Annotated in this window: 20 protein-coding genes and 1 pseudogene; 11 read left to right on the top strand and 10 right to left on the bottom strand. The window is 55.8% G+C overall.

The annotated features are described in order from the left end of the window. The first annotated feature begins 202 nt into the window (after positions 1–202). The 3 genes from parC (at position 203) to ftsP (ending at position 5,024) form a co-directional block, all read left to right on the top strand. The gene (gene parC, locus D9980_RS16540; protein ID WP_024483024.1) at positions 203–2,476 is read left to right on the top strand and encodes a DNA topoisomerase IV subunit A; all 2,274 of its coding nucleotides are present in this window, start codon (positions 203–205) and stop codon (positions 2,474–2,476) included. Between the two features lie 302 nt (positions 2,477–2,778). Beyond that, complete coding sequence (locus tag D9980_RS16535) at positions 2,779–3,510, top strand: 1-acylglycerol-3-phosphate O-acyltransferase (RefSeq protein WP_121607879.1); 732 nt, start codon at positions 2,779–2,781, stop codon at positions 3,508–3,510. Positions 3,511–3,608: 98 nt separating this feature from the next. Continuing rightward, positions 3,609–5,024: a cell division protein FtsP gene (ftsP, locus tag D9980_RS16530; protein WP_021179523.1), complete on the top strand. Its 1,416-nt coding sequence runs from the start codon at positions 3,609–3,611 to the stop codon at positions 5,022–5,024. Here ftsP and D9980_RS16525 read toward each other — a convergent pair. Further along, positions 5,021–5,935 carry a LysR family transcriptional regulator gene (locus tag D9980_RS16525; RefSeq protein WP_037411332.1) on the bottom strand — a complete coding sequence of 305 codons (915 nt, stop codon included), beginning with the start codon at positions 5,933–5,935 and terminating at the stop codon, positions 5,021–5,023. The two genes, ftsP and D9980_RS16525, sit on opposite strands and share 4 nt — an antisense overlap. Positions 5,936–6,065: 130 nt before the next feature. Between D9980_RS16525 and xapA the strand changes: the two genes are divergently transcribed. Further along, a complete protein-coding gene (gene xapA / locus D9980_RS16520) occupies positions 6,066–6,887 on the top strand; it encodes a xanthosine phosphorylase (protein ID WP_121607878.1) in 822 nt (273 codons plus the stop codon). A gap of 72 nt (positions 6,888–6,959) precedes the next feature. Further along, positions 6,960–8,219, top strand: coding sequence for a nucleoside permease (locus tag D9980_RS16515; protein WP_071682095.1), 1,260 nt, complete (start codon positions 6,960–6,962; stop codon positions 8,217–8,219). Between the two features lie 36 nt (positions 8,220–8,255). Here the strand turns inward: D9980_RS16515 and D9980_RS16510 are convergent, their stop codons facing one another. From D9980_RS16510 to D9980_RS16500, 3 genes are read right to left on the bottom strand one after another with little or no spacing between them, the layout of a single operon-like run. Next, entirely contained in the window at positions 8,256–9,185 is a 930-nt protein-coding gene (locus tag D9980_RS16510) for a PfkB family carbohydrate kinase (RefSeq protein WP_121607877.1), read from the bottom strand. Next, positions 9,182–10,579 (bottom strand): cytosine permease, encoded by a 1,398-nt coding sequence (locus D9980_RS16505; RefSeq protein ID WP_024483017.1) that lies wholly within the window; start codon positions 10,577–10,579, stop codon positions 9,182–9,184. The genes D9980_RS16510 and D9980_RS16505 overlap by 4 nt, the downstream gene beginning before the upstream one ends. A gap of 8 nt (positions 10,580–10,587) precedes the next feature. Then, on the bottom strand, positions 10,588–11,604 hold the full coding sequence (locus tag D9980_RS16500; protein ID WP_121607876.1) for an ADP-ribosylglycohydrolase family protein: 1,017 nt from the start codon (positions 11,602–11,604) through the stop codon (positions 10,588–10,590). 215 nt (positions 11,605–11,819) lie between these two features. On the opposite strand from D9980_RS16500, the gene D9980_RS16495 reads away from it, so the two are divergent. The 4 genes from D9980_RS16495 (at position 11,820) to D9980_RS16480 (ending at position 16,618) form a co-directional block, all read left to right on the top strand. Beyond that, positions 11,820–12,554, top strand: a complete 735-nt coding sequence (locus D9980_RS16495) for a GntR family transcriptional regulator (RefSeq protein WP_121607875.1) — start codon at positions 11,820–11,822, stop codon at positions 12,552–12,554. A gap of 87 nt (positions 12,555–12,641) precedes the next feature. After that, positions 12,642–14,807, top strand: a complete 2,166-nt coding sequence (locus tag D9980_RS16490) for a YgiQ family radical SAM protein (RefSeq protein ID WP_121607874.1) — start codon at positions 12,642–12,644, stop codon at positions 14,805–14,807. Positions 14,808–15,032: 225 nt separating this feature from the next. Then, positions 15,033–15,305, top strand: coding sequence for a type II toxin-antitoxin system antitoxin HipB (gene hipB, locus D9980_RS16485; RefSeq protein WP_024529137.1), 273 nt, complete (start codon positions 15,033–15,035; stop codon positions 15,303–15,305). Next, complete coding sequence (locus D9980_RS16480) at positions 15,305–16,618, top strand: type II toxin-antitoxin system HipA family toxin (RefSeq protein WP_121607873.1); 1,314 nt, start codon at positions 15,305–15,307, stop codon at positions 16,616–16,618. Before hipB ends, D9980_RS16480 begins: the two co-directional genes overlap by 1 nt. A 9-nt stretch (positions 16,619–16,627) precedes the next feature. Here D9980_RS16480 and D9980_RS16475 read toward each other — a convergent pair whose 3' ends face one another. From D9980_RS16475 to yqhD, 4 genes and pseudogenes are all read right to left on the bottom strand, one after another. Further along, the gene (locus D9980_RS16475; RefSeq protein ID WP_121607872.1) at positions 16,628–17,233 is read right to left on the bottom strand and encodes a transglycosylase SLT domain-containing protein; all 606 of its coding nucleotides are present in this window, start codon (positions 17,231–17,233) and stop codon (positions 16,628–16,630) included. A 139-nt stretch (positions 17,234–17,372) separates the two neighbouring features. After that, positions 17,373–18,188, bottom strand: coding sequence for a 2,5-didehydrogluconate reductase DkgA (gene dkgA / locus D9980_RS16470; RefSeq protein ID WP_021179533.1), 816 nt, complete (start codon positions 18,186–18,188; stop codon positions 17,373–17,375). 87 nt (positions 18,189–18,275) lie between these two features. Next, positions 18,276–19,321 (bottom strand): annotated as a pseudogene (locus tag D9980_RS16465) (NAD(P)-dependent alcohol dehydrogenase). A gap of 156 nt (positions 19,322–19,477) precedes the next feature. Beyond that, on the bottom strand, positions 19,478–20,641 hold the full coding sequence (gene yqhD, locus D9980_RS16460) for an alcohol dehydrogenase (RefSeq protein WP_121607871.1): 1,164 nt from the start codon (positions 20,639–20,641) through the stop codon (positions 19,478–19,480). Positions 20,642–20,991: 350 nt separating this feature from the next. On the opposite strand from yqhD, the gene D9980_RS16455 reads away from it, so the two are divergent. Next, positions 20,992–21,876 carry an AraC family transcriptional regulator gene (locus D9980_RS16455; RefSeq protein ID WP_235166928.1) on the top strand — a complete coding sequence of 295 codons (885 nt, stop codon included), beginning with the start codon at positions 20,992–20,994 and terminating at the stop codon, positions 21,874–21,876. On the opposite strand, the gene D9980_RS16450 is transcribed toward D9980_RS16455, so the two are convergent. Then, positions 21,873–22,895 carry an NAD(P)-dependent alcohol dehydrogenase gene (locus D9980_RS16450; protein ID WP_121607870.1) on the bottom strand — a complete coding sequence of 341 codons (1,023 nt, stop codon included), beginning with the start codon at positions 22,893–22,895 and terminating at the stop codon, positions 21,873–21,875. The genes D9980_RS16455 and D9980_RS16450 overlap by 4 nt on opposite strands. 105 nt (positions 22,896–23,000) lie before the next feature. On the opposite strand from D9980_RS16450, the gene D9980_RS16445 reads away from it, so the two are divergent. Next, positions 23,001–23,906: a LysR family transcriptional regulator gene (locus tag D9980_RS16445; protein WP_121607869.1), complete on the top strand. Its 906-nt coding sequence runs from the start codon at positions 23,001–23,003 to the stop codon at positions 23,904–23,906. Here the strand turns inward: D9980_RS16445 and D9980_RS16440 are convergent. Beyond that, on the bottom strand, positions 23,901–25,385 hold the full coding sequence (locus D9980_RS16440) for an MFS transporter (RefSeq protein ID WP_121607868.1): 1,485 nt from the start codon (positions 25,383–25,385) through the stop codon (positions 23,901–23,903). The genes D9980_RS16445 and D9980_RS16440 overlap by 6 nt on opposite strands. Between the last annotated feature and the right edge of the window lie 98 nt (positions 25,386–25,483).

Raw genomic sequence — 25,483 nt, 5'->3', positions numbered from 1 at the left:
GAAGCAGGGAAAAATGCGATCTAGCGCACAACAGTGTTGACTGTGAGTCAATAAAGGCGGCCGCTGATGGCGAAATTTCGCATAAAGCGGGGCGATCGCCAGCATCAATGGCCAATCCACGCAGCATCTGTGACAGCCACCCCGCAGATGGGTTACTATCGCGGGCAGAATCGACCCTTTGTCGTCTGAGGATATCTGAGTAATGAGCGAACTGACTCATGACGGTGTTGAGCGTCTACCGCTGCACACATTCACTGAAAACGCCTATCTGAACTATTCCATGTACGTCATCATGGATCGGGCGCTGCCGTATATCGGCGATGGTTTAAAGCCGGTACAGCGCCGCATTATCTATGCCATGTCGGAGCTGGGGCTTAGCAACAACGCCAAATTCAAAAAATCTGCCCGTACCGTCGGTGACGTGTTGGGTAAGTATCATCCGCATGGTGATAGCGCCTGTTATGAAGCTATGGTGCTGATGGCGCAACCCTTCTCTTACCGCTACCCGCTGGTAGATGGTCAAGGGAACTGGGGGGCACCGGATGACCCTAAATCTTTCGCCGCGATGCGTTATACCGAATCGCGCCTGTCGAAATATGCCGAAGTGCTGCTGGGCGAGTTGGGCCAGGGCACCACGGACTGGGTGCCCAACTTCGACGGCACCATGCAAGAACCGAAGATGCTGCCTGCACGCCTGCCGAACATCCTGCTCAACGGGACAACCGGTATCGCGGTAGGGATGGCAACGGATATTCCACCGCATAACGTGCGTGAAATTGCCGCCGCGGCGGTAGCCCTGATCGACAAGCCAGGCTCATCGCTCGACGATTTGCTGGAGTTTGTGCAGGGGCCGGACTTCCCGACGGAAGCGGAAATTATTACCCCGCGCGAAGAGATCCGCAAAATTTACCAGAATGGCCGTGGCTCGGTACGCATGCGTGCCATCTGGAAGAAAGAAGACGGTAGCGCGGTGATCACCGCCTTACCGCACCAGGTTTCCGGTGCCAAAGTGCTGGAGCAAATCGCCAGCCAGATGCGCGCCAAAAAGCTGCCGATGGTGGAAGACCTGCGCGATGAATCCGACCACGAAAACCCGACCCGTCTGGTGATTGTGCCGCGCTCTAACCGTATCGATCTGGATCAGGTGATGAACCACCTGTTTGCCACCACCGATCTGGAGCGCAGCTACCGCATCAACATGAACATGATCGGTCTGGACAACCGCCCGCAGGTTAAAGGGCTGGTGGAGATCCTTTCCGAATGGCTGGTCTTCCGCCGTGATACGGTGCGCCGCCGCCTGAATTACCGCCTGGAAAAAGTGCTCAAACGGCTGCACATCCTGGAAGGTTTGCTGGTTGCGTTCCTCAATATCGACGAAGTGATCCACATCATTCGCAGCGAAGATGAGCCAAAGCCGGTGTTGATGCAGCGGTTTGGCATCTCAGATACTCAGGCCGAAGCGATCCTCGAGCTGAAGCTGCGCCATTTGGCCAAGCTGGAAGAAGTGAAGATCCGCGGCGAGCAGGATGAGCTGGCAAAAGAGCGCGATCATCTGCAGGCGTTGCTGGCTTCCGAGCGCAAGCTGAACAACCTGATCAAGAAAGAAATCCAGGCCGATGCGCAGGCTTATGGCGACGATCGTCGCTCACCGTTGACCGAACGTGAAGAAGCCAAGGCCATGAGCGAGCACGATTTTGTGCCTTCCGAGCCGGTGACGATTGTGCTGTCGCAAATGGGCTGGGTGCGTAGCGCCAAGGGCCACGATATCGATCCGAGCGGCCTGAGTTACAAGGCCGGGGATAGCTTCCTTGCCGCCGCACGCGGCAAGACTAACCAGCCGGTGGTGTTCATCGACTCGACTGGCCGCAGCTACGCGCTCGATCCGCTGACGTTGCCTTCGGCACGTGGCCAGGGTGAACCGTTAACCGGTAAGCTGACGCCACCGCCAGGTGCTACCATCGAGCAGGTGCTGATGGCTGCGGACGATCAGAAGCTGCTGATGGCCTCCGATGCTGGCTACGGCTTCGTGTGTACCTTCAACGATCTGGTCGCACGCAACCGCGCCGGTAAGGTGATGATCACCCTGCCGGACAACGCCAAGGCACTGCCGCCGATGGAAATCCACGGCAGCGACGATATGCTGCTGTCAATCAGCACCGCTGGCCGTATGTTGATGTTCCCGGTCGCCGATCTGCCACAGCTGTCGAAGGGCAAGGGCAACAAGATTATCTCGATACCGTCGGCGCAGGCCGCCAGCGGGGAAGATAAACTGGCCTGGCTGTTCGTATTGCCGCCGCAGACCTCGATCACCCTGCACGTGGGCAAGCGCAAGCTGAAACTGCGCCCGGAAGATCTGCAGAAATTCCGCGCCGAGCGTGGCCGTAAAGGTACGTTGTTGCCACGTGGCCTGCAGCGTATCGATCGGGTTGAGGTGGATATGCCAGAGCGCGAATCGTTGGGTGACAGCGAAGAGTAAAGCGGTGATATACCCTGCATGGGTGCAATAAATTGCGCCCATGCGATCTCGGGTATTCCTACTAGGGGCGCTGCACGCTGCGCCCGCTTAGCTGCATGCTTCGCTCGTTCAGGCTTTTTTATCCTGATGTTTTTTTAAGTTAGTTAATTTTTCCGGCTATAAATTTATTGTGCCGATCGCTGGCTGGCGGGAAAATAGAGAACTTAGAAGCGCCGCGCGTTCTTCCGCCTGCGCTCCTCATACAAAAAGAAATCTTCCCTGCCGCTCAGCGGCCGGGTTGGCAGTGTGCTAATGAGGTTGTTATGTTATTGATATTACGTGCGATCATTGTCACGGTCTATTGCCTGTTGGTGAGTTTTTTCGGTTCGCTTTACTGCTTGTTCAGCCCGCGTAACCCCCGCCATGTAGCGACCTTTGGCCATCTGTTTGGTCGCCTGTCGACAGTGTTCGGCATCAAGGTTGAACTCCGTAAGCCTGCTAGCGCGGACAATAACGGCAAATGTATTTACATTGCCAACCATCAGAACAACTACGACATGGTGACGGTTTCTAATGCGGTACAGCCACGCACCGTGACCGTGGGCAAAAAAAGCCTGGTGTGGATCCCGTTTTTCGGCCAGCTTTACTGGTTGACCGGTAACCTGCTGATCGACCGGGATAACCGCGCTAAAGCCCATGGCACCATTGCTCAGGTGGTGGATGCCTTCAAGAAACAGGACATCTCGATCTGGATGTTCCCTGAAGGAACCCGCAGCCGTGGCCGTGGTTTACTGCCGTTTAAAACCGGTGCGTTCCACGCGGCGATCGCGGCCGGTGTGCCGATTGTGCCGATCTGTGTTTCTTCTACCGACAAGATCAAGCTGAACCGTTGGAACAACGGCCATGTGATTGTGGAGATGCTGGAACCTGTCGATACCAGTCATTACAGTAAAGAACAGGTGCGTGAGCTGGCGGCCCATTGTCGCGAGCTGATGAAGGCGAAGATTGACCAGTTGGATGCGGAAGTCGCCAAGTTAGACGCCGCCAAAAAATAATAGAACGCAGTAAGCTATTTTCATACGGCCTCATGCCGTTTATGCCCCGCTTTAGCGGGGCTTTGCACAAGGTTCAGCTTTGTTTTCATGGAGAAGATATGTCACTCAGTCGACGTCAGTTTATTCAAGCATCGGGCTTGGCGCTATGCGCGGGAACGGTGCCGCTGAGGGCTGAAGCGAGCGGGATGCCAACTCCGTTACCGATCCCGCCACTGCTGGAATCCCGCCGTGGCCAGCCGCTGTTTTTAACCCTGCAACGTGCCCATTGGGCCTTTATGGACAACCGTAAAGCGTCCGTCTGGGGGGTTAACGGCATGTATCTGGGGCCGACGGTGCGGGTCTACAACGGTGACGACGTCAAACTGATCTACAGCAACCGCCTGCCCGAGCCGGTATCGATGACCATCAGCGGGTTGCAGGTGCCAGGTACCCTGATGGGCGGTGCGCCGCGCATGATGTCGCCCAACGTTGACTGGTCGCCAGTGATCCCTATTCGTCAGGCTGCGGCCACCTGCTGGTATCACGCCAACACGCCGAACCGTATGGCGCCGCACGTCTACAACGGCCTGGCTGGCCTATGGCTGGTCGAGGATGAAATCAGTAAAAACCTGCCGTTGCCGAACCATTATGGCGTCGATGATTTCCCGCTGATCATTCAGGACAAGCGCCTGGATAACTTCGGTACGCCGGAATACGATCCTCCGGCGCAGGGGGGCTTTATTGGCGATACGTTGTTGGTCAACGGCGTGCAGAACCCGTTTATCGAAGTCTCACGTGGCTGGGTTCGCCTGCGCCTGCTGAACGCCTCAAACTCACGGCGCTATTCGTTGCAGCTGAGTGATGGGCGGCCGATCAACGTGATCGCCAGCGATCAAGGGTTCCTGCCTGCACCGGTCGCGGTACAGCAACTTTCTCTGGCTCCAGGTGAGCGCCGCGAAGTGCTGATCGACATGTCGCAGGGGGCTGAAGTGACCCTAACCGCCGGTGAAGCGGCAGGGATCATGGATCGTTTGCGCGGCCTGTTTGAACCTTCCAGCATGCTGGTTTCTACCCAGGTACTGACGTTGAAACCGACGGGCCTGTTGCCGCTGGTCACCGACAATCTGCCGATGCGCCTGCTGGCGGATCAACTGCTGGATGGTAACGTCAGCCGCTCGCGTGAATTCCGTCTGGGAGATAAGATGGCTGGCATCAACGGGGCTATCTGGGACATGAACCGCATCGACGTACAAACGATGCAGGGTACCTGGGAGCGTTGGACCATTCATGCCGATACGCCGCAGGCGTTCCACATCCAGGGCGTGCAGTTCCTGGTGAAACGCGTCAATGGCGCACAGCCGATGGCGGAAGATCGCGGCTGGAAGGATACCGTCTGGGTCGACGGCGACGTGGAGCTGCTGGTGTACTTCAACCAGGTTTCCTCGGAGCACTTCCCGTTCCTGTTCTACAGCCAGACGCTGGAAATGGCCGATCGCGGTTCGACCGGCCAGTTTGTGGTTCAGGCTTCCGCTTAAACAGCCCCGGGCGTTCGCAGCATTTTCAAGAACGCCTTCACCACCGGTGTGGCACTTTCGGCGTGGTAGATCGCATACAGATCCGCCGAAGGGGCCGCCTGCAACGGGCAGAAACGCACGCCGGGCCACGGTATGCGCCCATAGCTGTCCGGCAGTAACGTGATGCCAAAACCTTCCGCCACCAGCGCCATCAAGGTCTGCGGCTCATTGACCTGATGGACGATGTCTGGCGCAAAGCCATGCTGCAGACACAGGTTGTGCAGATACAGTCCTAGGCTGGCCTCGTTGGGCGGCAGCACGATAAATTTGTCATGCTCTAGGGCTTGTAGTGGGATTTCTTCCCCCGTAGCCAGTGGATGCCCCGTCGGCAGCACCACCGAGATCTTCTCCCGCGCTAATAATTGACAGGCCAGCCCCGGCAGCGCCTGTTGTTTTGCCTCACGCCAGACCCCGATATCGATATGTCGCTTCTGCAATGAGACGATCTGCTGGCTGGGAGTTTGTTCATTCAATGTCCAGGTGACTTTCTCTTCCTGCCCGGTAAAGCGTTTCAGTGCCGGGATCAAACCGCCCCAGACCGACGTGCCTACCATGCCAATTACCATATGGCCGGCCTCGCCACGGCCCAGTTGCTGCACCTGATTGAGCGCATTGCCTGCCTGATCCAGCAACGTTTCGACGTTATGGAACAGCGTGCGGCCAGCCTGCGTCAGCGCCATGGAGCGGGTGGTACGTTTGAACAGCTCCACCCCCAGCTGGCTTTCCAGCTCTTTGATATGTTTGCTGAGCGGCGGTTGGGACATGTTCAGCCGCTGTGCGGCTTGGGTAAAGTTCATCTCCTCTGCCACCACGCGGAAATAGTGCAGCAGGCGAAAGTTGATCCGGCTAGGGTCGGGTAGTGGCTTTTTCATGGTTTTTTTCGGGCCTCCCGATGCAGGGTATTTATAGGTAAACAGAATAAATCAGCGGGCAACAATGTATTGGTCGCCACCCGCTGTCGCTCTCTACTATGGGGATTAACCCCCTACAGAAGAGAATACTATGTTTAATCAAGACGATGCTTTTTCTTGTGCCGACGTGCTGCGGACCAGACTACCAGGCTTTCAACCCCGTGCTGCATTGATTCTGGGATCGGGACTGGGGGCGCTGGCAGACGTAATGACCGACGCCGTAACCATCGACTATACCGAATTACCAGGTTTCCCGGTGAGCGGCGTAGTGGGCCACGCAGGGCAACTGGTGGCGGGCTGGCTGGAGGACGTGCCGGTGCTGTGCATGAAAGGACGCGGGCATTTCTATGAGGGCCGTGGCATGCAGGTGATGACCACCGCCGTGCGCACCTTCAAACTGCTGGGCTGTGAATTCCTGTTGGCGACCAATGCCGCTGGTTCACTGCGTAAATCGGTAGCTCCGGGTAGCCTGGTGGCACTGACCGACCACATCAACTTTATGCCGGAATCCCCGCTGGTGGGGGCTAACGACGAGCGTTTTGGTCCACGCTTCTTCAGCCTGGCTAACGCCTACGATCGTGACCTGCGTGCGCAACTGGCGGCGGTAGCGGCCAAGGCCGGTATCCCACTGGCAGAAGGGGTATTTGCCGCCTACACCGGCCCGAACTTTGAAACCCCGGCCGAGATCCGCATGATGCAGACGCTGGGCTGTGACGTGGTGGGGATGTCGATCGTGCCCGAAGTGCTTTCGGCCCGGCACTGCGGCCTGAAAGTGCTGGTGGTCTCGGCGATGACCAACTATGCCGAAGGGTTATCCGATACGCCGCTTTCCCATGAGCAGACGCTGAGCTGCGCTGCGCTGGCGGCAGACGACTTTATGCGCCTGATCCGAGAGTTCTTCAAAACGCTGTAATTCTTATTTCCATCCGACTACCCCGCGGCAAGCCCTACCTTGCCGCGTAAATCACAACAATAGGTGATGGTAATGGCAATAAAAACACGATTGAAGGTGATGATCTTTCTCCAGTTCTTTATCTGGGGCGCCTGGTTGGTGACGTTGGGATCCTACATGATCAACACCCTGCACTTCAGCGGGGCGCAGGTAGGCATGGTGTACAGTTCGAAAGGGATCGCCGCGCTGATCATGCCAAGCTTGGCAGGGATCATTGCCGATCGTTGGATCAAGGCCAACCGTCTGTATGGCCTGTGTCATCTGCTGGGGGCGGTGGCGTTGTACTACGCCGCACAGGTCGATCAGCCGATGGTGATGTTCTGGGTCATGCTGTTCAACGCGATGGTCTATATGCCCACCATGGCGCTTTCCAACGCCATTTCTTACTTCTGTCTGGAAAAGCACGGTTTTGATACGGTCAAGGATTTCCCGCCGGTGCGGGTTTATGGCACCGTAGGCTTTATTCTGGCGATGTGGTTGATCAGCTTCAGCCGCATTGAATTGAGCAATATGCAACTGTATCTGGCTTCCGCGGTGTCGCTGCTATTGGCAGTCTACTCCCTGACGTTGCCAAATTGCCCGACCAACAAGGTGAAACGCTCGCAAAGCTGGGTCAGCATGTTGGGGCTGGATGCGTTCGTGCTGTTCAAGCAAAAGCGCATGGCGGTGTTCTTCCTGTTTGCCATGTTGCTGGGGGCGGCGCTGCAAATCACCAATACCTTCGGCAACCCGTTCCTGCACGATTTCTCTCTTAATCCGCTGTATCAAGACAGCCTCAGCGTACGCTATCCTTCGGTGCTGCTCTCACTGTCGCAAATCTCAGAGGTGTTTTTCATCCTCACCATCCCGTTCTTCCTGCGTAGATACGGCATCAAGCAGGTGATGCTGATCAGCATGGCGGCCTGGACGTTGCGTTTCCTGTTCCTGGCCTACGGTACTCCTGCCGGGTTCGGCTTCCTGCTGCTTCTGCTTTCAATGATCGTTTATGGCTGCGCGTTTGATTTCTTCAATATTTCCGGCGCCATCTTTGTGGAAAAGGAAACCGACCACCGCATCCGTGCCAGCGCTCAGGGGCTGTTTATGACCATGGTTAACGGGGCAGGGGCTTACGTTGGAGCCATCGCCAGCGGCGAGGTCGTGGACTTCTTCACCCATAACGGGGTGAAAGATTGGCAGAGTATATGGCTGGTGTTTGCCGCCTATACGCTGGTGCTGGGGGTGATTTTTGCCCTGTCTTTCAACTACCAACATCGGCCGGAAGAGATGAACGGCGAACTGCAGAAGGCGCATTAAGGTAAAACAAAGGGGCTGAGTTCAGCCCCTTTGATATCAGATAGGAAAACGCTGTTGCAACTGTTGCCAGTCTGGTGCTCCGGCGGCACCACGGCTGGCTACCACGCAGGCGGCTACGCGGTTGGCAAGATCGACGGCTTGTACCAGCGGCAGGCTAGCGGAAAGTCCGGCTAGCAAACCCGCACAATGGGCATCCCCCGCGCCGATGGTATCAACGACGTCAACCGGGTAAACGGGCACATGCTGCGGCTCATTGTGGCCATCACAGACCCAGGCACCGTCACGATCCAACCGGCAGATCAGGGTAATGTTATGCGCAGTGGCATAACGTTGTGCGGCGCTGACTGCGTCACCTTCCCCACACAAGATCGCGACTTCGTCGCGGTTGAGGGTGAGTAGGGTGTGGCTGTCGCTAAGCATGGCGAAAAACTCTTCACCTAGTTGATCGACGCGCGGGCCGGGATCCAGCAGCCGCCACTGATCGAACGGCAGGCGGGTAAGCCAGTCTCGCAGTGCTTCACCGGGTTCTCCCACCAGTTCATAGCCGTTGGCATACACCACCGTTTCCGGCGTTAGCGGCAGGGTGGCCAGTTGCGCCTTATTCCAATGCGCTTCACAACCGGTTACGGTAACAAAAGTACGTTCACCGTTGGGTTCCACCAACGCCAGGCACCAACCATTATCCAACTGGCCATGCCGTAACAGCACCGGCAGATCCAGCTCCTGCATGGCGGCTTCGATGGCCGTTCCCCAGTCTCCGTTGCCAACCGGCATACCGTTAATCACGGGGACATCCAGGCGGCGTAGCGCCCGTGCTACGTTGAAGGCGCAACCGCCAATCTGTCGCTCTTGTGGCTGCGCTTCGATATCTTCACCGCTGGCTGGCAGCTTTGGTAGTGTGAGAACTACGTCACCTACGGCACCGCCTACCACCAGAATAGGTTTTACTGCGACAAATTCACTCATTGATGTCCTTTGTTACTTGCCAGATAGAGGCCATAGGCAATCAGGCTGACCAGGAAGGAAACGAACAGCCCCAGGCTGGAGTCAGCGAACAGGCCTTTAGCCAATGGGCCATCGATAAAGCCGGTTTTGGTCACCAGCAGCCCGCACAAGGCGCCGAGGAACCAGCAGAATAACGGCACCTTACGCACTCCGCGGTTCTGTCCGTTCAGGCCGTACAGGGCATTACCGTCGTAACCATGATGACGGCGCACTTTAGCATAATCGAGAATGAAAATGGCCTCCCAGGCGGCAAGGAATACCCCACAGAACACCAGGAACGAGATGAATGGCCCCATAAAGTCGCCAGAGATAAACAGCACATAAATGGCGATGCCAAGGATCACTACGGCATCAATGGAGACGGCTAACGACTGTTTCACCTTCACGCCTAGCGTTAGCAGGTTAAGGCTGGCGGAGTAGAGGCTGAGCACGGCAATAGTGACGATACCGGCGGTTGCGGCCAACAGATAAGGGATGGCCATCCACTTTGGCAGCACCGAGCCGATTAACGCAATCGGGTTGGCGGCGCTGGCCAGATCCGGCAGTTGTACCGAAAGCAGAATGCCGGTGAACATCAGCAGGATCAGGGGCAGACAGGCACCGCCCACCACGGCGGCAAAGATGCTTTTATCTGAAGATTCTGGGCTTTGATAACGGCTGTAATCGGCCCCGGCGATAGCCCAACTGATACCGGTACCGGCGGCGATCACCGAAACGGCGGGCAGGAACCCGGTCAACCAACTGCCGGAAGGCAGTGACAGCACTTTGCCCCATTCGGTGGTGAAGACGATATACAGCACCACAATCAGCGTCATGGTGCCGAATATCCGGCTGAACCAGCTCTGCATCCAGACTACCGTGTTCTGGCCCAGTAGGCTGACTACGATGGTCAAGCCACCAAACAGCAACAGGCTGATAGCGGTAAGGGAGTGGCTTTCACCCAGGCCTATGGCCTGGAACAGCGCCGCCAGGGTGAGCGTGCCGGTAATGACGTTCACCGCTTCCCAGCCCATCAGGTTGATCCAACTGAAGGTGGTGGGGGCGATGTTGCCCTTCAGGCCAAAAATCACCCGCGATAAGGTCAAAGTAGAGGTACGGCCACGTTTCCCGGCGAAGCTGGTGTAACCGACCAAAGCAAAACTGGCTACCCCGACCAATGCGGCCAGGATTGACTGGATAAAGGACAGGCCGAACGCGACAATAATTGCCCCGTACACCACGCCGAGAATGCCGATGTTGGCGGCAGACCATATCCAGAACAGCTCGAGCGGTTTACCGGTCTGCTCTGCATCCGGTACGCGATCGATCCCCGTGCTTTCTACTTTCCATGTCTCACTGCGGTTGATTTCACTCATGATGCGATTTATTCCTGTTTGCGCAGCCTGAGGAGAGCGGCCGCGTAGGGCTCAAAATCTATTTGATTGGCGCTATTGATCGTGGCGATCCACTCCGTCGGGAAAGCGGCTACGCCGCGTAAGGCTCCGCAGATTGCCGTTGCCATTGCGCCAATGGTATCGGTATCTCCACCCAGATTGGCGGCCAGGATCGCACAACGTTGCGGATCGGTGTCTGCCAGTTCAACCAGCGCCAACGCCATCGGGATTGACTCGATAGTGTCCATCCCGGCACCGACGGTATGGTAAAGCTCCGCCAATGCTTCGCTATCCGGCAGATGGCCCAGGTTAGCGGTGAACTCCAGCGCCCAAACCAGACGGCGACTGAGCGAAGGGCTGAAGGTGGTGATATGTTGCTGTTGCACCTGCTCCACCCGTGCGGGCAGTTCTTGCTTGATGGTGGCCCAATCCGCGCCTTCGACAGCCCGGCTAACGGCCCAGGCAATGGCAAAAGCGCCGGCCACGGCGATATCCGACTTGTGGGTCGGGCTGCAAGACAACCTTATCGCTGTGATAAAGGCTGGCAAATCGCCGCTTGGCAGCAGGCAGCCTAACGGAGCTACACGCATGGCTGCTCCATTGGTCACGCCGTTAGCGGCGATCTCTGCCACCGGCGTACCGGCGCGAAACGCCAACAGCGCGGCTTTGGAGCTGGGGCCGAGGATATTTTTCTCAAAGGCTCCGATCCGTTCTGCCCACAGCATGATGTGGTGAGCAATACGTTCCGGCTCGACCCGGCCCTCGGCGGCCAACAGCGCATCCATCAAGGCCACTGCCTGCTGGGTGTCATCCGTGTATTCCCCGGCGATAAAGCCGTTTGCTGCGATATTTTCTGCCGGGCCAGGCAGGAAGTGGGTGATCCAACCAAAATAATCACTAACCTGTTGTAATGGCCACAGTTCTGACGGCATCCCCATCGCATCGCCCACGGCTTGCCCATAGAGCGCCCCGAGTATGGCGTGGTGAGGATTTTTTATATTTTTCATTTATATGGGTGTTCCCTGGTGTTGGTGCTAACCGATGTAAAACATCAGTGTTGCTAATGTTAGTCGTAAAATGGATCCAATTAAAGTCCAATGGTTGAAAAATGTGACTCCAATCTAAGTCCAATGCAAGCGCACATGGTGTAATTACCCTGAATGTGACAAATATGGTAAAAACGAGGCGGTTGAGGAATGCGAACAAATCAGAGGTGGGTCCGATGAATGATTTTATTGCCTGGCTGCGTCAGCAGTTTACACAGGCAGCGGCGGCACCACGTTACATCCAGCTAGCGAATACCCTGGAAATTGCCATCAAGCAGCGTGTCCTGGGCGTTGGCGATTTTTTACCGCCGGAACGCATGCTGGCTGAAGCATTGGATTTGTCACGCGTTACCGTCAGTAAGGCGATGAGGTTGCTGGAAGAAAAAGCGCTGGTCTCACGCCAACAGGGCATTGGTACTCGAGTGGCCATGCACATCGGTTATTCCCTCAATCAGGATAACGGCTTTACCGCGCAGGTTTTGCGCAGTGGCAGCAGCGTCAGTAACCAATGGCTGTTGCGTTCCTGCATAAAGGCACCCAGCGAGGTAGCCAAGGCGCTGGAGTTGGCAAGCGACAGTATCGTGATCAAGCTACGCCGCCTGCGGTTGATGGATGGAAATCCGGTATCGTTGGAAACCACCTATATCCCGACCCGTTTTCTGCCCGATCCCGAAGAGCTGGAACACTCGCTGTATGCCCTATGGAGGTCGCGAGGTATTGTGCCAGAGGGTAGGCATTTTTTATTGAAGGCGGTTGCCAGCAGTGACGAAAACGCCAGTTTGCTCAACGTGCAAAGCGGCACGCCGCTGTTACGCATTGTCCAGACCAGCCGCAATGCCCAGGGAGAAGTGCTGGAGTTCAGCGAAACGCTGTGCCGCAGCGATGTGTACGAGTTTGAGGTCAAAAGCTGAGTAATCTGAGAAATAACCATGCTCTTTTGGCGGCGAGTGCGTATAATCGCCGCCCGGCGATAAATTAACCTGCACAAGAGCACCCGAATGAGCACTACCAGCCTGATCCAACCCGAACGTGAATTGTTCTCCTACGAGCCTTATTGGGCCGAATGTTTTGGCCCCGCGCCGTTTTTACCGATGTCGCGTGAGGAGATGGACCAATTAGGCTGGGATAGCTGCGATGTGATTGTGATCAGCGGGGACGCTTACGTCGATCACCCAAGCTTTGGCATGGCGATTGTGGGCCGCATGCTGGAGGCTCAGGGCTTCCGCGTAGGGATCATTGCTCAGCCGGACTGGAGCAACAAAGAAGACTTTATGCGTTTGGGCAAACCGAACCTGTTCTTCGGCGTGACCGCCGGCAATATGGATTCGATGATCAACCGCTACACCGCCGATCGTAAACTGCGTCATGACGATGCCTACACCGCCGGTAACGTGGGTGGCAAACGCCCGGATCGCGCCACCCTGGTCTATAGCCAACGCTGTAGAGAAGCCTATAAAGATGTGCCCGTCATCCTGGGCGGTATCGAAGCCAGCCTGCGCCGCATTGCCCATTATGATTACTGGTCGGATACCGTACGCCGCTCGGTCCTGGTGGATTCCAAGGCTGATATGCTGATCTACGGCAACGGCGAACGCCCGCTGGTGGAGTTGGCGCATCGCCTGGCGGCAGGTGAAAAAATTCAGGATATCCACGATATCCGTAACACCGCAGTGATGCGTAAAGGGGCCATGCCGGGCTGGAGCGGGGTGGATTCCACTCGCCTGGACAAGCCAGGCCGTATCGAGGCAATCCCTAATCCTTACGGTGAGGATTTGCCCTGTGCCGACGGCAGCACGCCAGAGCCAGAGGCCAAGCCCGTCACCGTGCGTGCCGCCAAGCCCAAGCCGTGGGAAAAAACCTACGTGCTGCTGCCTTCCTTCGAGAAGGTGAAGGCGGACAAGGTGCTGTATGCCCACACTTCACGCATCTTGCACCATGAAACCAACCCTGGCTGCGCCCGCGCCTTGATGCAAAAACATGGCGACCGCTACGTGTGGATCAACCCACCGGCGATCCCACTCACCACGCCGGAAATGGACAGCGTGTTTGCCCTGCCCTACCAGCGTGTGCCGCACCCATCCTATGGCGAAGATCGCATCCCGGCCTACGATATGATCCGCTTCTCGGTGAATATTATGCGCGGCTGCTACGGCGGTTGTTCATTCTGTTCGATCACCGAGCATGAAGGGCGCATCATCCAGAGCCGTTCAGAAGACTCGATCGTGCGTGAAATCGAAGAGATCCGCGACAAGGTGCCAGGTTTTACTGGGGTGATCTCCGATCTGGGTGGCCCAACAGCCAACATGTATATGCTGCGCTGCACCAACCCGCGTGCCGAGCAAACCTGCCGCCGTGCCTCCTGCGTGTATCCGGAAATCTGTACCTATATGGATACCAACCATGAGCCGACCATCAAACTTTACCGCCGCGCCCGTGAGCTGGAAGGGATCAAGAAGATCCTGATCGCCTCCGGGGTGCGTTACGATCTGGCGGTTGAAGATCCGCGCTATATCAAGGAACTGGCGACCCATCACGTGGGTGGCTATCTGAAGATCGCGCCAGAGCATACCGAAACCGGGCCATTGTCCAAGATGATGAAGCCGGGGATGGGCAGCTACGATCGCTTCAAGCAGCTGTTCGATCAGTATTCCAAACAGGCAGGTAAAGAGCAGTACCTGATCCCTTATTTCATCTCCTCGCATCCGGGCACCCGCGATGAAGACATGGTGAATCTGGCCCTGTGGCTGAAGAAAAACCGTTTCCGTCTCGATCAGGTACAGAACTTCTACCCGTCGCCAATGGCTAACTCCACCACCATGTATTACAGCGGCAAGAACCCGTTGGGTAAGGTGGGGTATAAGAGTGAAGACGTGTTTATTCCGAAGGGCGATCGCCAGCGCCGCCTGCATAAGGCATTGTTGCGCTATCACGATCCGCTTAACTGGCCGCTGATCCGTACGGCGTTGGAAGAGATGGGGATGAAGCACCTGATTGGTGGCCGTCGCGAATGCCTGGTACCAGCACCGAGCATCGACGAACAGCGCGAGGCCAAGCGCCTACAGCGGCATACCCGCCCGGCGTTGACCAAGCACACGGACATTACCCGCCAGCGCACACCGTCCAACAAGCCACCGCGCAAGCCTATCCGCAACGGTAAGGCCTGATAGAGCAGGGAGCCCAAGTGGCTCCCTCGTACTAGCCCTCTCCCTGAGGGCATAGCTTTTTATACATCACTTAAAAACTTTCAATAGCCGCTGGATCCAGAATCGTGATTATCCCCTTGTGGGGATATACTTATCATTATCCCTTTGTGAGGATATTTATTCCTTTATCCTCATCAGAGGATATACTGATAATTATCCTTTAGTGTGGATACCTAGGAGGTCAGTGTGATGAGTCCACCAAAAATTTATAGCCCGGCCCAACTGGCAAACTATCTAAAACTAGTGCGGCAGAGAAACCATTGGACGCAAAGCGATCTTGCCGGTCGGATCGGTATTAAGCAGGCAACCATTTCCAACTTCGAAAACAACCCCGAAAAAACAACGCTAACTACGCTGTTTAAAATATTGCAATCACTTGAAATGTCTATGGTTGTATGCGAAAAAAATGATATGACAGCCGTCTGTGATAAGGAAAATCAACAGGAGCTTGACTGGTAATGGCAACGCTTATTACGTGGATGAACAACGAACTAGTCGGTGAGTTGACGAAGCAGACAACCGGTGCGCATACGTTCAGATATGATGATAGTTGGATGCGCAATCCGCGCGCTAGGCCTCTTTCTCTATCTCTGCCTTTAGAGGTAGGCAACATCACATCTGATGCGGTGATTAACTACTTTGATAACCTGTTGCCGGACAACCCAAAGGTTCGGGAGCGAATTGTTAAAAGGTATCACGCCAAATCGACACAACCCTTTGATCTTCTTGCCGAGATAGGGAGAGATAGTGTGGGAGCTGTGACGTTACTTCCGCCAGGGAAAACTGTCACCGAACTGACATTAACATGGCAGCCACTGGATAAAATCCGACTGGAAACGTTACTCACCGCATACCAATCAGATATTCCGCTTGGCATGATTAATGAAGAAGACGATTTCAGAATATCGGTTGCAGGTGCCCAGGAAAAGACGGCGCTGCTGAAGATTAATGAGGATTGGTGTCTCCCGAGTGGAATGACGCCAACTACCCACATCATTAAGCTGCCGATAGGCGAAATAAAACAGCCTAATGCCACGCTGGATCTGCGTGAGAGTGTTGATAATGAATATTTATGTCTGGCATTAGCACGTGAACTTGGATTTGCTGTGCCTGATACCGAGATCATCAGGACTGAGACCATCAGGGCTCTGGCAGTTGAACGGTTTGATCGTCGCTGGGTGAAGAACAGAACCGAGTTGCTTCGCTTGCCGCAAGAAGATCTCTGCCAAGTTTTCGGTCTGCCCTCATCAGTGAAGTATGAATCAGACGGGGGGCCAGGAATTGCCAAGATCATGGATTTTTTGCTTGGTTCCAGCACCGCGTTAAAAGACCGATATGACTTTATGAAATTTCAGGTTTTTCAATGGCTGCTTGGTGCAACGGATGGGCATGCGAAAAATTTCTCCATTTTTATTCAGGCAGGCGGTAGCTTTAGATTAACTCCCTTCTACGACATTATTTCTGCCTTTCCCGTGCTCGGTGGGCAAGGTTTACATATGAGCGATCTTAAGTTGGCAATGAGCCTGAAAGCCAGCAAGGGAAGGAAAAACGAGATTGGCAAGATCTATCCCCGTCACTTTGTGGCGACAGCAAAGGAGGTGAATTTCCCCGCAGAGCAAATGATGGAGATCCTGCATTATTTCGCGGAGAACGTTCCGAGAGCCATCGATGCGGTAACAAAAACTTTACCTGGCGATTTTTCAACCCATGTCTACCGCTCCATCGTGTCAAATTTGCAGAAATTCCACGGTAGGTTATCAGGGATAGCCTGAGTATTCTGGCTACAAACTGTTATACGCCGCCTCGACCTTCAGCATATAGCGCGGTGCCTGCGGAGACGGATGATACTGGCGCACATGCCAGTGAAAGGCTTCCGGTGACAGGCTGTTGATCATTCTGATGGCTTTTTGGCGATCGCTGGAGAAGGTACGTAGCAAGGCTCCCGCGCCGTTGGCATAAGCCACCTCAGTGGCATAGCGACGGGTCACCGGATCGTCAATCCACTTCAGTTGCTGCTGTTGCAGCGCCCCGATATAGGCCGCCCCCAGATCGATATTGGTTTCTGGATCCAACAGGTCGTCATCATCCGGGCAGCCGCGTTTGCCTTTAAAACGGTAGGCATCACAGCCGGCGGTGTTCGCCTTAAGCTGCATCAGGCCGATGGCGTTGGAAGGGCTGACAGCTTTAGGGTTAAAGCCGGACTCTACCTGAATAATGGCGGCGATCAGCTTGCGATCGATTTTGTATTCGTTGGCCGCGTCTTCGATTTCATCGTCATAGGCGTGAGGATTGTGGCTGGTGCGCTGGTGCTTGCTGGAACAGCCTGCCAGCACCAATAGCATTAACACCATGGTCAGGCGCGGCAAAGATGAGAAAGAGAAAGTCATGAAACTCCAAGCTGCTGTGATCGGATTGCTGCGCCATATCATAGCGTCAGCGACCGATAAGATCTTGGGTTAAAAGCCAATTAACGCGAGAGGCTACCAACAATATAGCAACGGGGCCGACAGTGCGGCCCCGCCATGTTTACAGAGAATCAGGATCCGGCCCCAGGCGGTTGCCGATATCCAGCTTGGTGATTTCGCCCAGTTCGTCCTTATCCAGTTTGAAATCAAATACCTCAAAGTTTTCGCGAATGCGCGCTGGCGTAACCGATTTCGGGATCACGATCAGGCCGCTGTCCAGATGCCAGCGCACGACGATCTGTGCAGGCGTCTTGTTGTACTTCTCTGCCAGCTTCTTAATCAGCGGTTGATCGAAGACGCCTTCGCCCCCTTGCGCCAACGGGCTCCAGGATTCGGTAGCGATATGGTGGGTGGCATTCCAGGCGCGCAGCTGGCGCTGTTGCAGCAGCGGGTGCAGTTCGATCTGGTTGATCACTGGTGCGACGCTGGTTTCATCCAACAGGCGTTGCAGATGTGGCGTGTGGAAGTTACAGACGCCGATGCTTTTCACCAGCCCTTGCTCACGCAGTTTGATCAAGCCGCGCCAGGCTTCGACATACTGATCCTGTGCCGGTTTCGGCCAGTGGATCAGGTAGAGATCGACGTAATCCAGCTTCAGCTTTTTCAGGCTGGTTTCGAGCGCCGCCTGCGGATCGCCCTGATCGTCGTTCCACAGTTTTGTGGTGATAAACAGCTCTTCGCGTGGGATCGCGGTGGCTTGCAGCGCGGCACCCACTCCTTCTTCATTTTTGTAAATCGCGGCGGTATCGATGGAGCGATAGCCGACTTCCAGCGCTTTGGTGACGGCCTGCGTGGTTTCTTCAATGCTGGCTTGCCATACGCCGAGACCCAACTGCGGCATCAGATTACCATCGTGGAGTTTGATGATGGGTTGCATGCGCTATCTCCTTATGACTGCTTTCAGGCCAAGGCCTGCTTACATGAATTTTAGTTCGCCACCTCAGCGCTTGCCGAGTTTGCGACCTCAAGCGTGCATATCCAGTACGATACGGTAACGGGCCTTGCCCGCTTCCAAATGCGCGATGGCATCGTTGACCTTGCTCAGTGGGAAATGCTCCACCTGTGGCTCTATGCCGTGCCGGGCGCAGAACGCCAGCATATCGGCCAGGCGTGAAGGGGCTCCGGTAGGTGAAGCGGAAAGCTCGGCCTGTTTGCTGATAAACGAGAACACCTGAACCGGCACTGGGTCTGGGATCGCGCCAACGAAGTGCAGGCGGCCTTTCGGGGCCAAGGTGCCGATAAAGGCATCCCAATCTAAAGAGGCGCTGGCGGTGACCAGAATAAAGTCGAGCTGATTGGCGATGGCCTGCAACGCTGCGCTGTCATTGCTGGCTACCACGCGGTGTGCACCTAGCGAAAGCGCTTCGTCACGTTTGCTGTTGGACGAGGTGAAGGCGGTGACTTCACAGCCCCAGGCATGCATAAAGCGGATCGCCATGTGGCCCAGGCCGCCGATACCGACCACACCAACGCGCTGTGTTGGGCGGACATCGTATTGCAATAGCGGGTTGAACACCGTGATCCCGCCGCAGAACAGCGGCCCGGCGCTGGTCACGTCAACGTCTTCCGGCAGTGGGATCGCCCAGGCCCAGTGGCTGCGGATGCGATCGGCAAAACCGCCGTGGCGACCAATAATGGTAGGTTGTACCTCGTTGCACAGATGTTGATCGCCAGACATACAGGGGTGGCAGTGCATACAGCTGCCGCGATTCCAGCCAACGCCCACCACCTGGCCAATCTTCAGCCCTTTGTTCTGCGCATGGGCCCCAGCTTGGTGACTTTGCCCACCACCTCATGGCCGGGCACGAACGGATAGTGGGTCATGCCCCATTCATTATTGAGCATGGAGAGGTCGGAGTGGCAGACGCCACAGTAATCGATAGCAACTTCAATCTCATCGTCGCCTAATGCACCGGCGTCGAAGGTAAAAGGTTCAAGCGGCTGTCCCTTGCCGGGCGCGGCCCAGGCACGAATGCTATTGTCAGATGCGGAGCTGGATTGGTTCGCCATAAAATTCTCCCATGAGTTAACGAGACGATGTTATGCGATGCGATCGAAAGCGCGGATAAGGCGCACAACCGTGCCCGTTGATCGGTCGGGCACGGTAAGTAGAAACTAAAGCCTAGCAGGAAACTGTGATGTTGCGATGAAATCGTGCGCTAGCAATTAGCGTGCCGCTTGATAAATGCGTTGGCTGACTTCCAGCGTAATGTCCCCATGCTCGCCCAGTGCGGTCATGCCGTGCTGGTGCAATTTGTCGATCAGCGCAGGGATGGAGCTACCGTCGAGTTGATAATCAGACAGACGGGTTGGCACGCCCATTTGTTCAAAGAAGGCACGGGTGGCGGCAATCGCGCCGTCGATACGGCTTTCTTCGGAACCCTCACGCAGACCCCAGACGCGATCGGCGTACTGCAGCAATTTTTCGCGTTTCTGGGCTTTTTTCTCTACCAGCAAGGCAGGCAGGACGACGGCCAGGGTTTGCGCATGATCCAGGCCGTGCATAGCGGTTAGCTCATGGCCGAGCATATGCGTTGCCCAGTCCTGCGGCACACCGGCACCGATCAGGCCGTTCAGCGCCATGGTGGCACTCCACATCACGTTGGCACGTACCGCATAGTTTTCCGGTTCGGCCAGCGCACGTGGGCCATCCTCCAGCAGCGTTAACAGCAGGCCTTCGGCAAAGCGATCCTGCACCTTGGCATCGACCGGGTAAGTCAGGTATTGCTCAATGGTGTGGACAAAGGCATCCACTACGCCGTTGGCGATTTGGCGCGGTGGCAGTGAATAGGTCACCACCGGATCGAGCACTGCGAACAGAGGCTGCACCAGCGGAGAGAAGAAGTGCTGTTTGTCGCCGCTGCTTTTACGGGTGATCACCGCGCCGCTGTTGGACTCGGAGCCGGTTGCTGGCAAGGTCAGCACACAGCCCATCGGTATCGCGCTGACGATCTCGCTGCCCACGGTTTTCAGGATATGCCAAGGATCGCGATCGGCCTGGTAGTCGGCCGCTGCCGCGATAAATTTGGTGCCATCAACCACTGAGCCGCCGCCGACCGCCAGCAGAAAGTCGATCTTTTCTGCCCGCACGACTTCCACCGCTTTCATCAGGGTTTCATAGGTCGGGTTAGGCTCGATACCGGAGAACTCCTGCACGTTGCGGCCAGCCAGTGCGGTATAGACCTGATCCAGCACGCCGTTGTTCTTCACGCTGCCACCGCCGTAGGTGATCAGGATGCGGGCATCTGCCGGGATTTGTTTGCCTAATTCGGCAATCTGGTCTTTACCGAACAGGATTTTGGTTGGGGTGTGGAGGATGAAGTTTTGCATTATCGTATTCTCTTTTGTATACCCGTCGTCTTTCAAGCTGCAGCGTTGTTACCTGCACTATCTCACCCCAGTCACTTACTAAAAGTAAGCTCCTGGGGCTGAGATAGCTTGTCGCCTAGCTGCAGCTTGAAATCCATAGGGTATGGCTATAAAGGAAGCGCCAGCGGCGCAAAATAACTGGAGTCTATTGTCGGCAACCTGGCACGATCGCACAATGCACATTCCTGTCGGTGTCTTGCCTATTCCTACACTACACTGTAGAAAATGCATGTTTATGGTTATTATCCGTGTCGAATTATTCAGGCGACTAGAGGGGCTTGCTGATGGACAACGTTGAACTACGTAGCCGTATGGCGCGCCAGGCGATGCGCTTTGCTGCTGCCAAAGGCTATAGCCCAACGCCCGTACCTATGGTGAAGGTGCTGTATTCCGACGAATATTACCCGCGTCAGCCGGTGATGTATGAGCCAGGCATTGTCATCATCTTTCAGGGCCACAAGGTGGGCTACTGTGGCAGCAAGGTGTTTCAGTACGATCCGCGCAATTACCTGCTGATGACGGTATCGCTGCCGTTTGAGTGTGAAACCTTTGCCAGCCCGGAACAGCCGCTGGTGGGGCTGGCGGTCAATATCGACACCCAGATGCTACAGGATCTGCTGATCGATATCGGTGATGACGATTACCTGATGCAGCCTAGGGGTGAAAGCTGCGGCGTTAACCTCTCAGTGCTTAGCGATGAAATGCTGTGCGCCACCGAACGTCTGTTGGACGTGATGGAGAAACCGCTGGATGCTCGGGTGCTGGGGCCACAGATCGTGCGTGAGCTGCTTTATTACGTGCTGCGTGGCAGTTGCGGTGCTTCGTTGCAGGAACTGGTTAACCGGCATACCCATTTCAGCCAGATCGCCAAGGCGTTACGGCGGATTGAGAATCAATATGCCGAGAACCTCAACGTCGAACAGTTGGCGTACGAAGTGAACATGAGCGTGTCGGCGTTTCACCATAACTTCAAGGCGGTGACCAACACCTCGCCGCTGCAGTATGTGAAGTCGTATCGTCTGCACAAGGCGCGTTTGCTGATGGTACATGACGGTCTTAAGGCCAGCACGGCGGCGATCCGCGTGGGCTACGAGAGCGCTTCGCAGTTCAGCCGCGAGTTTAAGCGGCTGTTTGGCATTACGCCGAGCGATGAAATCGCCCGGCTGCGGGACAACAGCGCCATCATGCAGGGTTAACGCGTCAGTACGATTTTGCCGAACGGGCCGCGATCGAGGTGATCGAGCGCCGCGGGTAGCTGATCGAAACGGTAACGCTGGTCGATGACAGGCTTGATGCCGTTGGCGTCGACGGCGCGTACCAGATCTTCCAATGCGCGGCGATGGCCTACACCGATTCCCTGGATCTGCGGCGATTTCAGCAGCAATAGGCTAGCTGGAATGGCAATATCAAAACCCTCCAGCACGCCAATGACCGAGATATGACCATGTATCGCCACGGCGCGTAGTGAGTTGACCAGATTGCTGCCGCCAACGGTTTCGACAATATGATCGATACCGCGATCCTGCGTCAGTTGATAGAGCGTCTCCACCCAATCCTCTCGCAGGCGGTGAATGCCGTGATCGGCCCCTAACGCCTTGGCACGTAGCAGCTTCTCTTCGCTGCCGGAAGTGATAAAGACCTCTGCTCCGTGGGCTTTGGCAATCTGTAGCGCGAACAAGGCAACGCCACCGGTGCCTTGCACCAATACCGATTCCCCGGCACGCAAATGGCCGCGTTCTACCAAGGCGAACCAGGCCGTCAGTCCGGCGCAGGGCAGGGTACTGGCTTGGGCATCGTCTAATGTGGTAGGTGACGCGCTTAGCCAGGTTTCATCGACCACTACGTATTCCGCCAGCATTCCCTGATAAGTACCGCCTGCCGTACGATAAGGCGGGGTGCGGGCATCACCGTCAGGTTTTCCGTCGATCCAGTCTGGGCTAAAGGTAGAGATCACCCGATCGCCAGGGCGAAAACGCGTGCTGTCGCTTCCCACCGCGTCTACCACCCCAGCCATATCCGAGGCAGGGGTAAACGGCAGCGGCAGATCCAACGGCATGGTGCCTTCTATCACCATCTTATCGCGGTAGTTCAGCGCCACAGCGTTCACTTTCACCCGTACCTGATGTGGGCCCGGCTGTGGAATGGCGCTTTCGGTTAATTGCAGATGCTCACGCCCTACGGCGTTCATTGTCCAACGTTGCATGGTATCGGCCATGTGGTGCTCCTGATGGGTTGAAGATATCCAGAGATAATAGCGTTGATTTAAAGTCACCAGTGGCGATAATCTTTCTCAAGATTGTTTCCTAAAAGGATACAAAAGATGAACGACCGATTAAGTGGCATCTCGGTATTAGTCAGCGTGGTGGAGGCGGGCAGCTTTGCGCTGGCGGCCAACAGGCTGCATCTTTCCCGTTCGGCGGTGGGCAAAACTATCGCTCGGCTGGAACAACGACTGGGTGTGCGCCTGTTTCACCGCACCACCCGCAGTCTGAATCTGACTGACGATGGCGCGCTGTTCTATGAGCGTTGTTTACGGGCGTTGGAGGAGATCCGCGTCGCAGAGAACCTGCTGGAAAGCGGTAAGCGGCAGGTCAGTGGCCGGTTGCGGGTCTCGATGCCGGTGCTGATTGGCCGCCTGTGTATCGCGCCGGTGCTTACCGCGTTGGCGCGTGAGCATCCAGGATTGGAACTCGATCTTTCATTTAGCGATCGGGTGGTGGATGTGGCTGAGGAGGGATTCGATCTGGCTGTGCGTAACGGCCCATTGCCGGACAGTGCCGGGCTGGTGGCTAGAAGGCTAGGGGATAACCGCATGACCCTATGCGCCTCGCCGGATTATCTGGCTCGCTGTGGTATGCCGAGCAGCGTTGAGGAACTGCCCCAGCACGATGCTATCGCTTATCGCTACGCCGCAATGATACGTAGCTGGTTGATCCCGCAGGCAGACGGAACAATGCGAGAAGTGATGCCTAAACCCCGTTTGTTGATGGACGATCTGCAGGCGATTGCTGACGCGGCGGTGGCCGGGTTTGGCATTGCCTGGCTGCCATGCTGGCTAATCCGTGATGCCTTGCTGGAAGGCCGATTGCAGCAGGTGTTGGGAGAAATCCCGGGGAAAGACTTTGAAGTGCATGCCGTCTGGCCGCTGACGCCGCATTTACCCTTGAAAGTGCGGCTGGCGGTGGATGCGCTGGTCAGCCACCTGCCCGCGAGGATGGCGCTATAGGCGCGCCTTCCGGCTCAGCAAGAAGAACGCAGCGCAAGATGAAATAATAGTAAAAAGCGAGAGTATCAACATTAGGGTGCTAAAGCCCTCCTGGTATGCGGTCAGTACCTGCGCATGGTCTAGATTTTTCGAGAGGCTCATATCCCCCATGATTAGGCGTTGGACCAGCTCGCTATTATCATTCTGCGGTTGCAGCCTAAGGAGGCTGCTGTTGACCAGGGTAGTGAGCATGGCAATGGAGATTGCAAGTGCGATACCTTCTCCAGCGACACGAGTGGTGTTAAAAATTCCAGCCGCCATGCCCGCTTGTTCTTTAGGTACCACGCTTACCGCTAGTCCATCCATCAGCCCCCAGGGAAAACCTGTTCCGATACCGATGATTAGCATGGCCAAGATCAACTGCCGGTGATCGCCGACGGGCACTTGGCTGAGCATGTACAGCCCTGTGGCTGCTAGCAGAAAACCGACGCCAGAGAGGGTTCCAGCAGTGATCCAACGGGTTAACCAAGCGGCCAGTAACGGCACCACCAGCATCGGTGCCGAAAGTGCCAGCATGACCAGGCCGCTTTGTATGGGAGAAATACCTTCAACGCCGGTCAGCCTGAATGGCAGCAGCACTATCAGAACGATGTAGCAATAGCAGGTTCCTAAAGGAAGTATCTGGACACCGATGAAACGTGGATGCCTGAGCAGGCTGAGTTCGAGCATCGGCTCCTTTGAGTGTAGCTCAATAACCACGAACGCTATCAGGCAAGTCAGCGCGCTGATAAGTATGCCCACGATCAACGATGAATCCCACCCAGCTTGTGGGGCGAGGATGATCCCGGTAGTGAAAAGCACGAGCATCGCTGAAAAACTCGCCAAACCGGGAAGATCCAGCTTTTGAGACTGCGGATTCTTGCTTTCGTGCATCTGTGAAACGGCGGCGATCAGCGCTGTTGCGGCGAGTATTGCGGTGGTAATGAAGATCGAGCGCCAGCCGAACTGTTCAATCAGCGCACCAGCAATCATTGGGCCAAATGCCAGGCCGAGGCCGAAGGTCGTTCCCAGCAGGCTAAAGGCTCGGGTTCTGTCATGCCCTTCGAACTCTTGCGCCAGAGCGGCCGAACCGCTAGCGAGTGCTGCTGCGGCGGCTATCCCCTGAATTGCCCGCAATATATCCAGCCAGACAATGCTGGTGGCACTGGCCAGAAGTAAGCTGACGATGACGAATAGCATAAGGCCCCAGGTGAATAAGCGTTTACGGCCGTAAATGTCCGAAAGCGTGCCGGCGGCCATGAGTAGGCTACCGAAACTCAGCATGAACGCGTTGGTTACCCAGGCTTGGGCAGGTGGGCCGGCGTTGAAAACCTTGCTGATGGTTGGGGTGGCGACGGCACCCCCGGTGAAACTCAGCGGTAATACCAAGGCGGCTAGGCAAGTAGCACCGAGAACGTAGTAACGACCTTTTTGTAGGGAGTGATCGGAATTGTTACCCATTGCGTAATCCCTCATTTTTGTAGCAATCTGGGAAACTAAATCTATAGAGGTCGCAATGTTGAATAAATGGGTTAAAACTCCACTTATAATGAACAAAA

The sequence above is a fragment of the Serratia sp. 3ACOL1 genome, from assembly GCF_003668775.1.
GTDB classification, from domain to species: Bacteria; Pseudomonadota; Gammaproteobacteria; order Enterobacterales; family Enterobacteriaceae; genus Chania; species Chania fonticola.
Note: the sequence above shows the minus strand (reverse complement) of the source record. Positions and strands in the feature narration are given on the sequence as shown.

Excerpts from the sequence above, each read along its gene's own strand:
- parC (WP_024483024.1), top strand. The coding sequence starts at position 203 with ATGAGCGAACTGACTCATGACGGTGTTGAGCGTCTACCGCTGCACACA.
- D9980_RS16535 (WP_121607879.1), top strand. The coding sequence starts at position 2,779 with ATGTTATTGATATTACGTGCGATCATTGTCACGGTCTATTGCCTGTTG.
- ftsP (WP_021179523.1), top strand. The coding sequence starts at position 3,609 with ATGTCACTCAGTCGACGTCAGTTTATTCAAGCATCGGGCTTGGCGCTA.
- D9980_RS16525 (WP_037411332.1), bottom strand. The coding sequence starts at position 5,935 with ATGAAAAAGCCACTACCCGACCCTAGCCGGATCAACTTTCGCCTGCTG.
- xapA (WP_121607878.1), top strand. The coding sequence starts at position 6,066 with ATGTTTAATCAAGACGATGCTTTTTCTTGTGCCGACGTGCTGCGGACC.
- D9980_RS16515 (WP_071682095.1), top strand. The coding sequence starts at position 6,960 with ATGGCAATAAAAACACGATTGAAGGTGATGATCTTTCTCCAGTTCTTT.
- D9980_RS16510 (WP_121607877.1), bottom strand. The coding sequence starts at position 9,185 with ATGAGTGAATTTGTCGCAGTAAAACCTATTCTGGTGGTAGGCGGTGCC.
- D9980_RS16505 (WP_024483017.1), bottom strand. The coding sequence starts at position 10,579 with ATGAGTGAAATCAACCGCAGTGAGACATGGAAAGTAGAAAGCACGGGG.
- D9980_RS16500 (WP_121607876.1), bottom strand. The coding sequence starts at position 11,604 with ATGAAAAATATAAAAAATCCTCACCACGCCATACTCGGGGCGCTCTAT.
- D9980_RS16495 (WP_121607875.1), top strand. The coding sequence starts at position 11,820 with ATGAATGATTTTATTGCCTGGCTGCGTCAGCAGTTTACACAGGCAGCG.
- D9980_RS16490 (WP_121607874.1), top strand. The coding sequence starts at position 12,642 with ATGAGCACTACCAGCCTGATCCAACCCGAACGTGAATTGTTCTCCTAC.
- D9980_RS16480 (WP_121607873.1), top strand. The coding sequence starts at position 15,305 with ATGGCAACGCTTATTACGTGGATGAACAACGAACTAGTCGGTGAGTTG.
- D9980_RS16475 (WP_121607872.1), bottom strand. The coding sequence starts at position 17,233 with ATGACTTTCTCTTTCTCATCTTTGCCGCGCCTGACCATGGTGTTAATG.
- dkgA (WP_021179533.1), bottom strand. The coding sequence starts at position 18,188 with ATGCAACCCATCATCAAACTCCACGATGGTAATCTGATGCCGCAGTTG.
- yqhD (WP_121607871.1), bottom strand. The coding sequence starts at position 20,641 with ATGCAAAACTTCATCCTCCACACCCCAACCAAAATCCTGTTCGGTAAA.
- D9980_RS16455 (WP_235166928.1), top strand. The coding sequence starts at position 20,992 with ATGGCGCGCCAGGCGATGCGCTTTGCTGCTGCCAAAGGCTATAGCCCA.
- D9980_RS16450 (WP_121607870.1), bottom strand. The coding sequence starts at position 22,895 with ATGGCCGATACCATGCAACGTTGGACAATGAACGCCGTAGGGCGTGAG.
- D9980_RS16445 (WP_121607869.1), top strand. The coding sequence starts at position 23,001 with ATGAACGACCGATTAAGTGGCATCTCGGTATTAGTCAGCGTGGTGGAG.
- D9980_RS16440 (WP_121607868.1), bottom strand. The coding sequence starts at position 25,385 with ATGGGTAACAATTCCGATCACTCCCTACAAAAAGGTCGTTACTACGTT.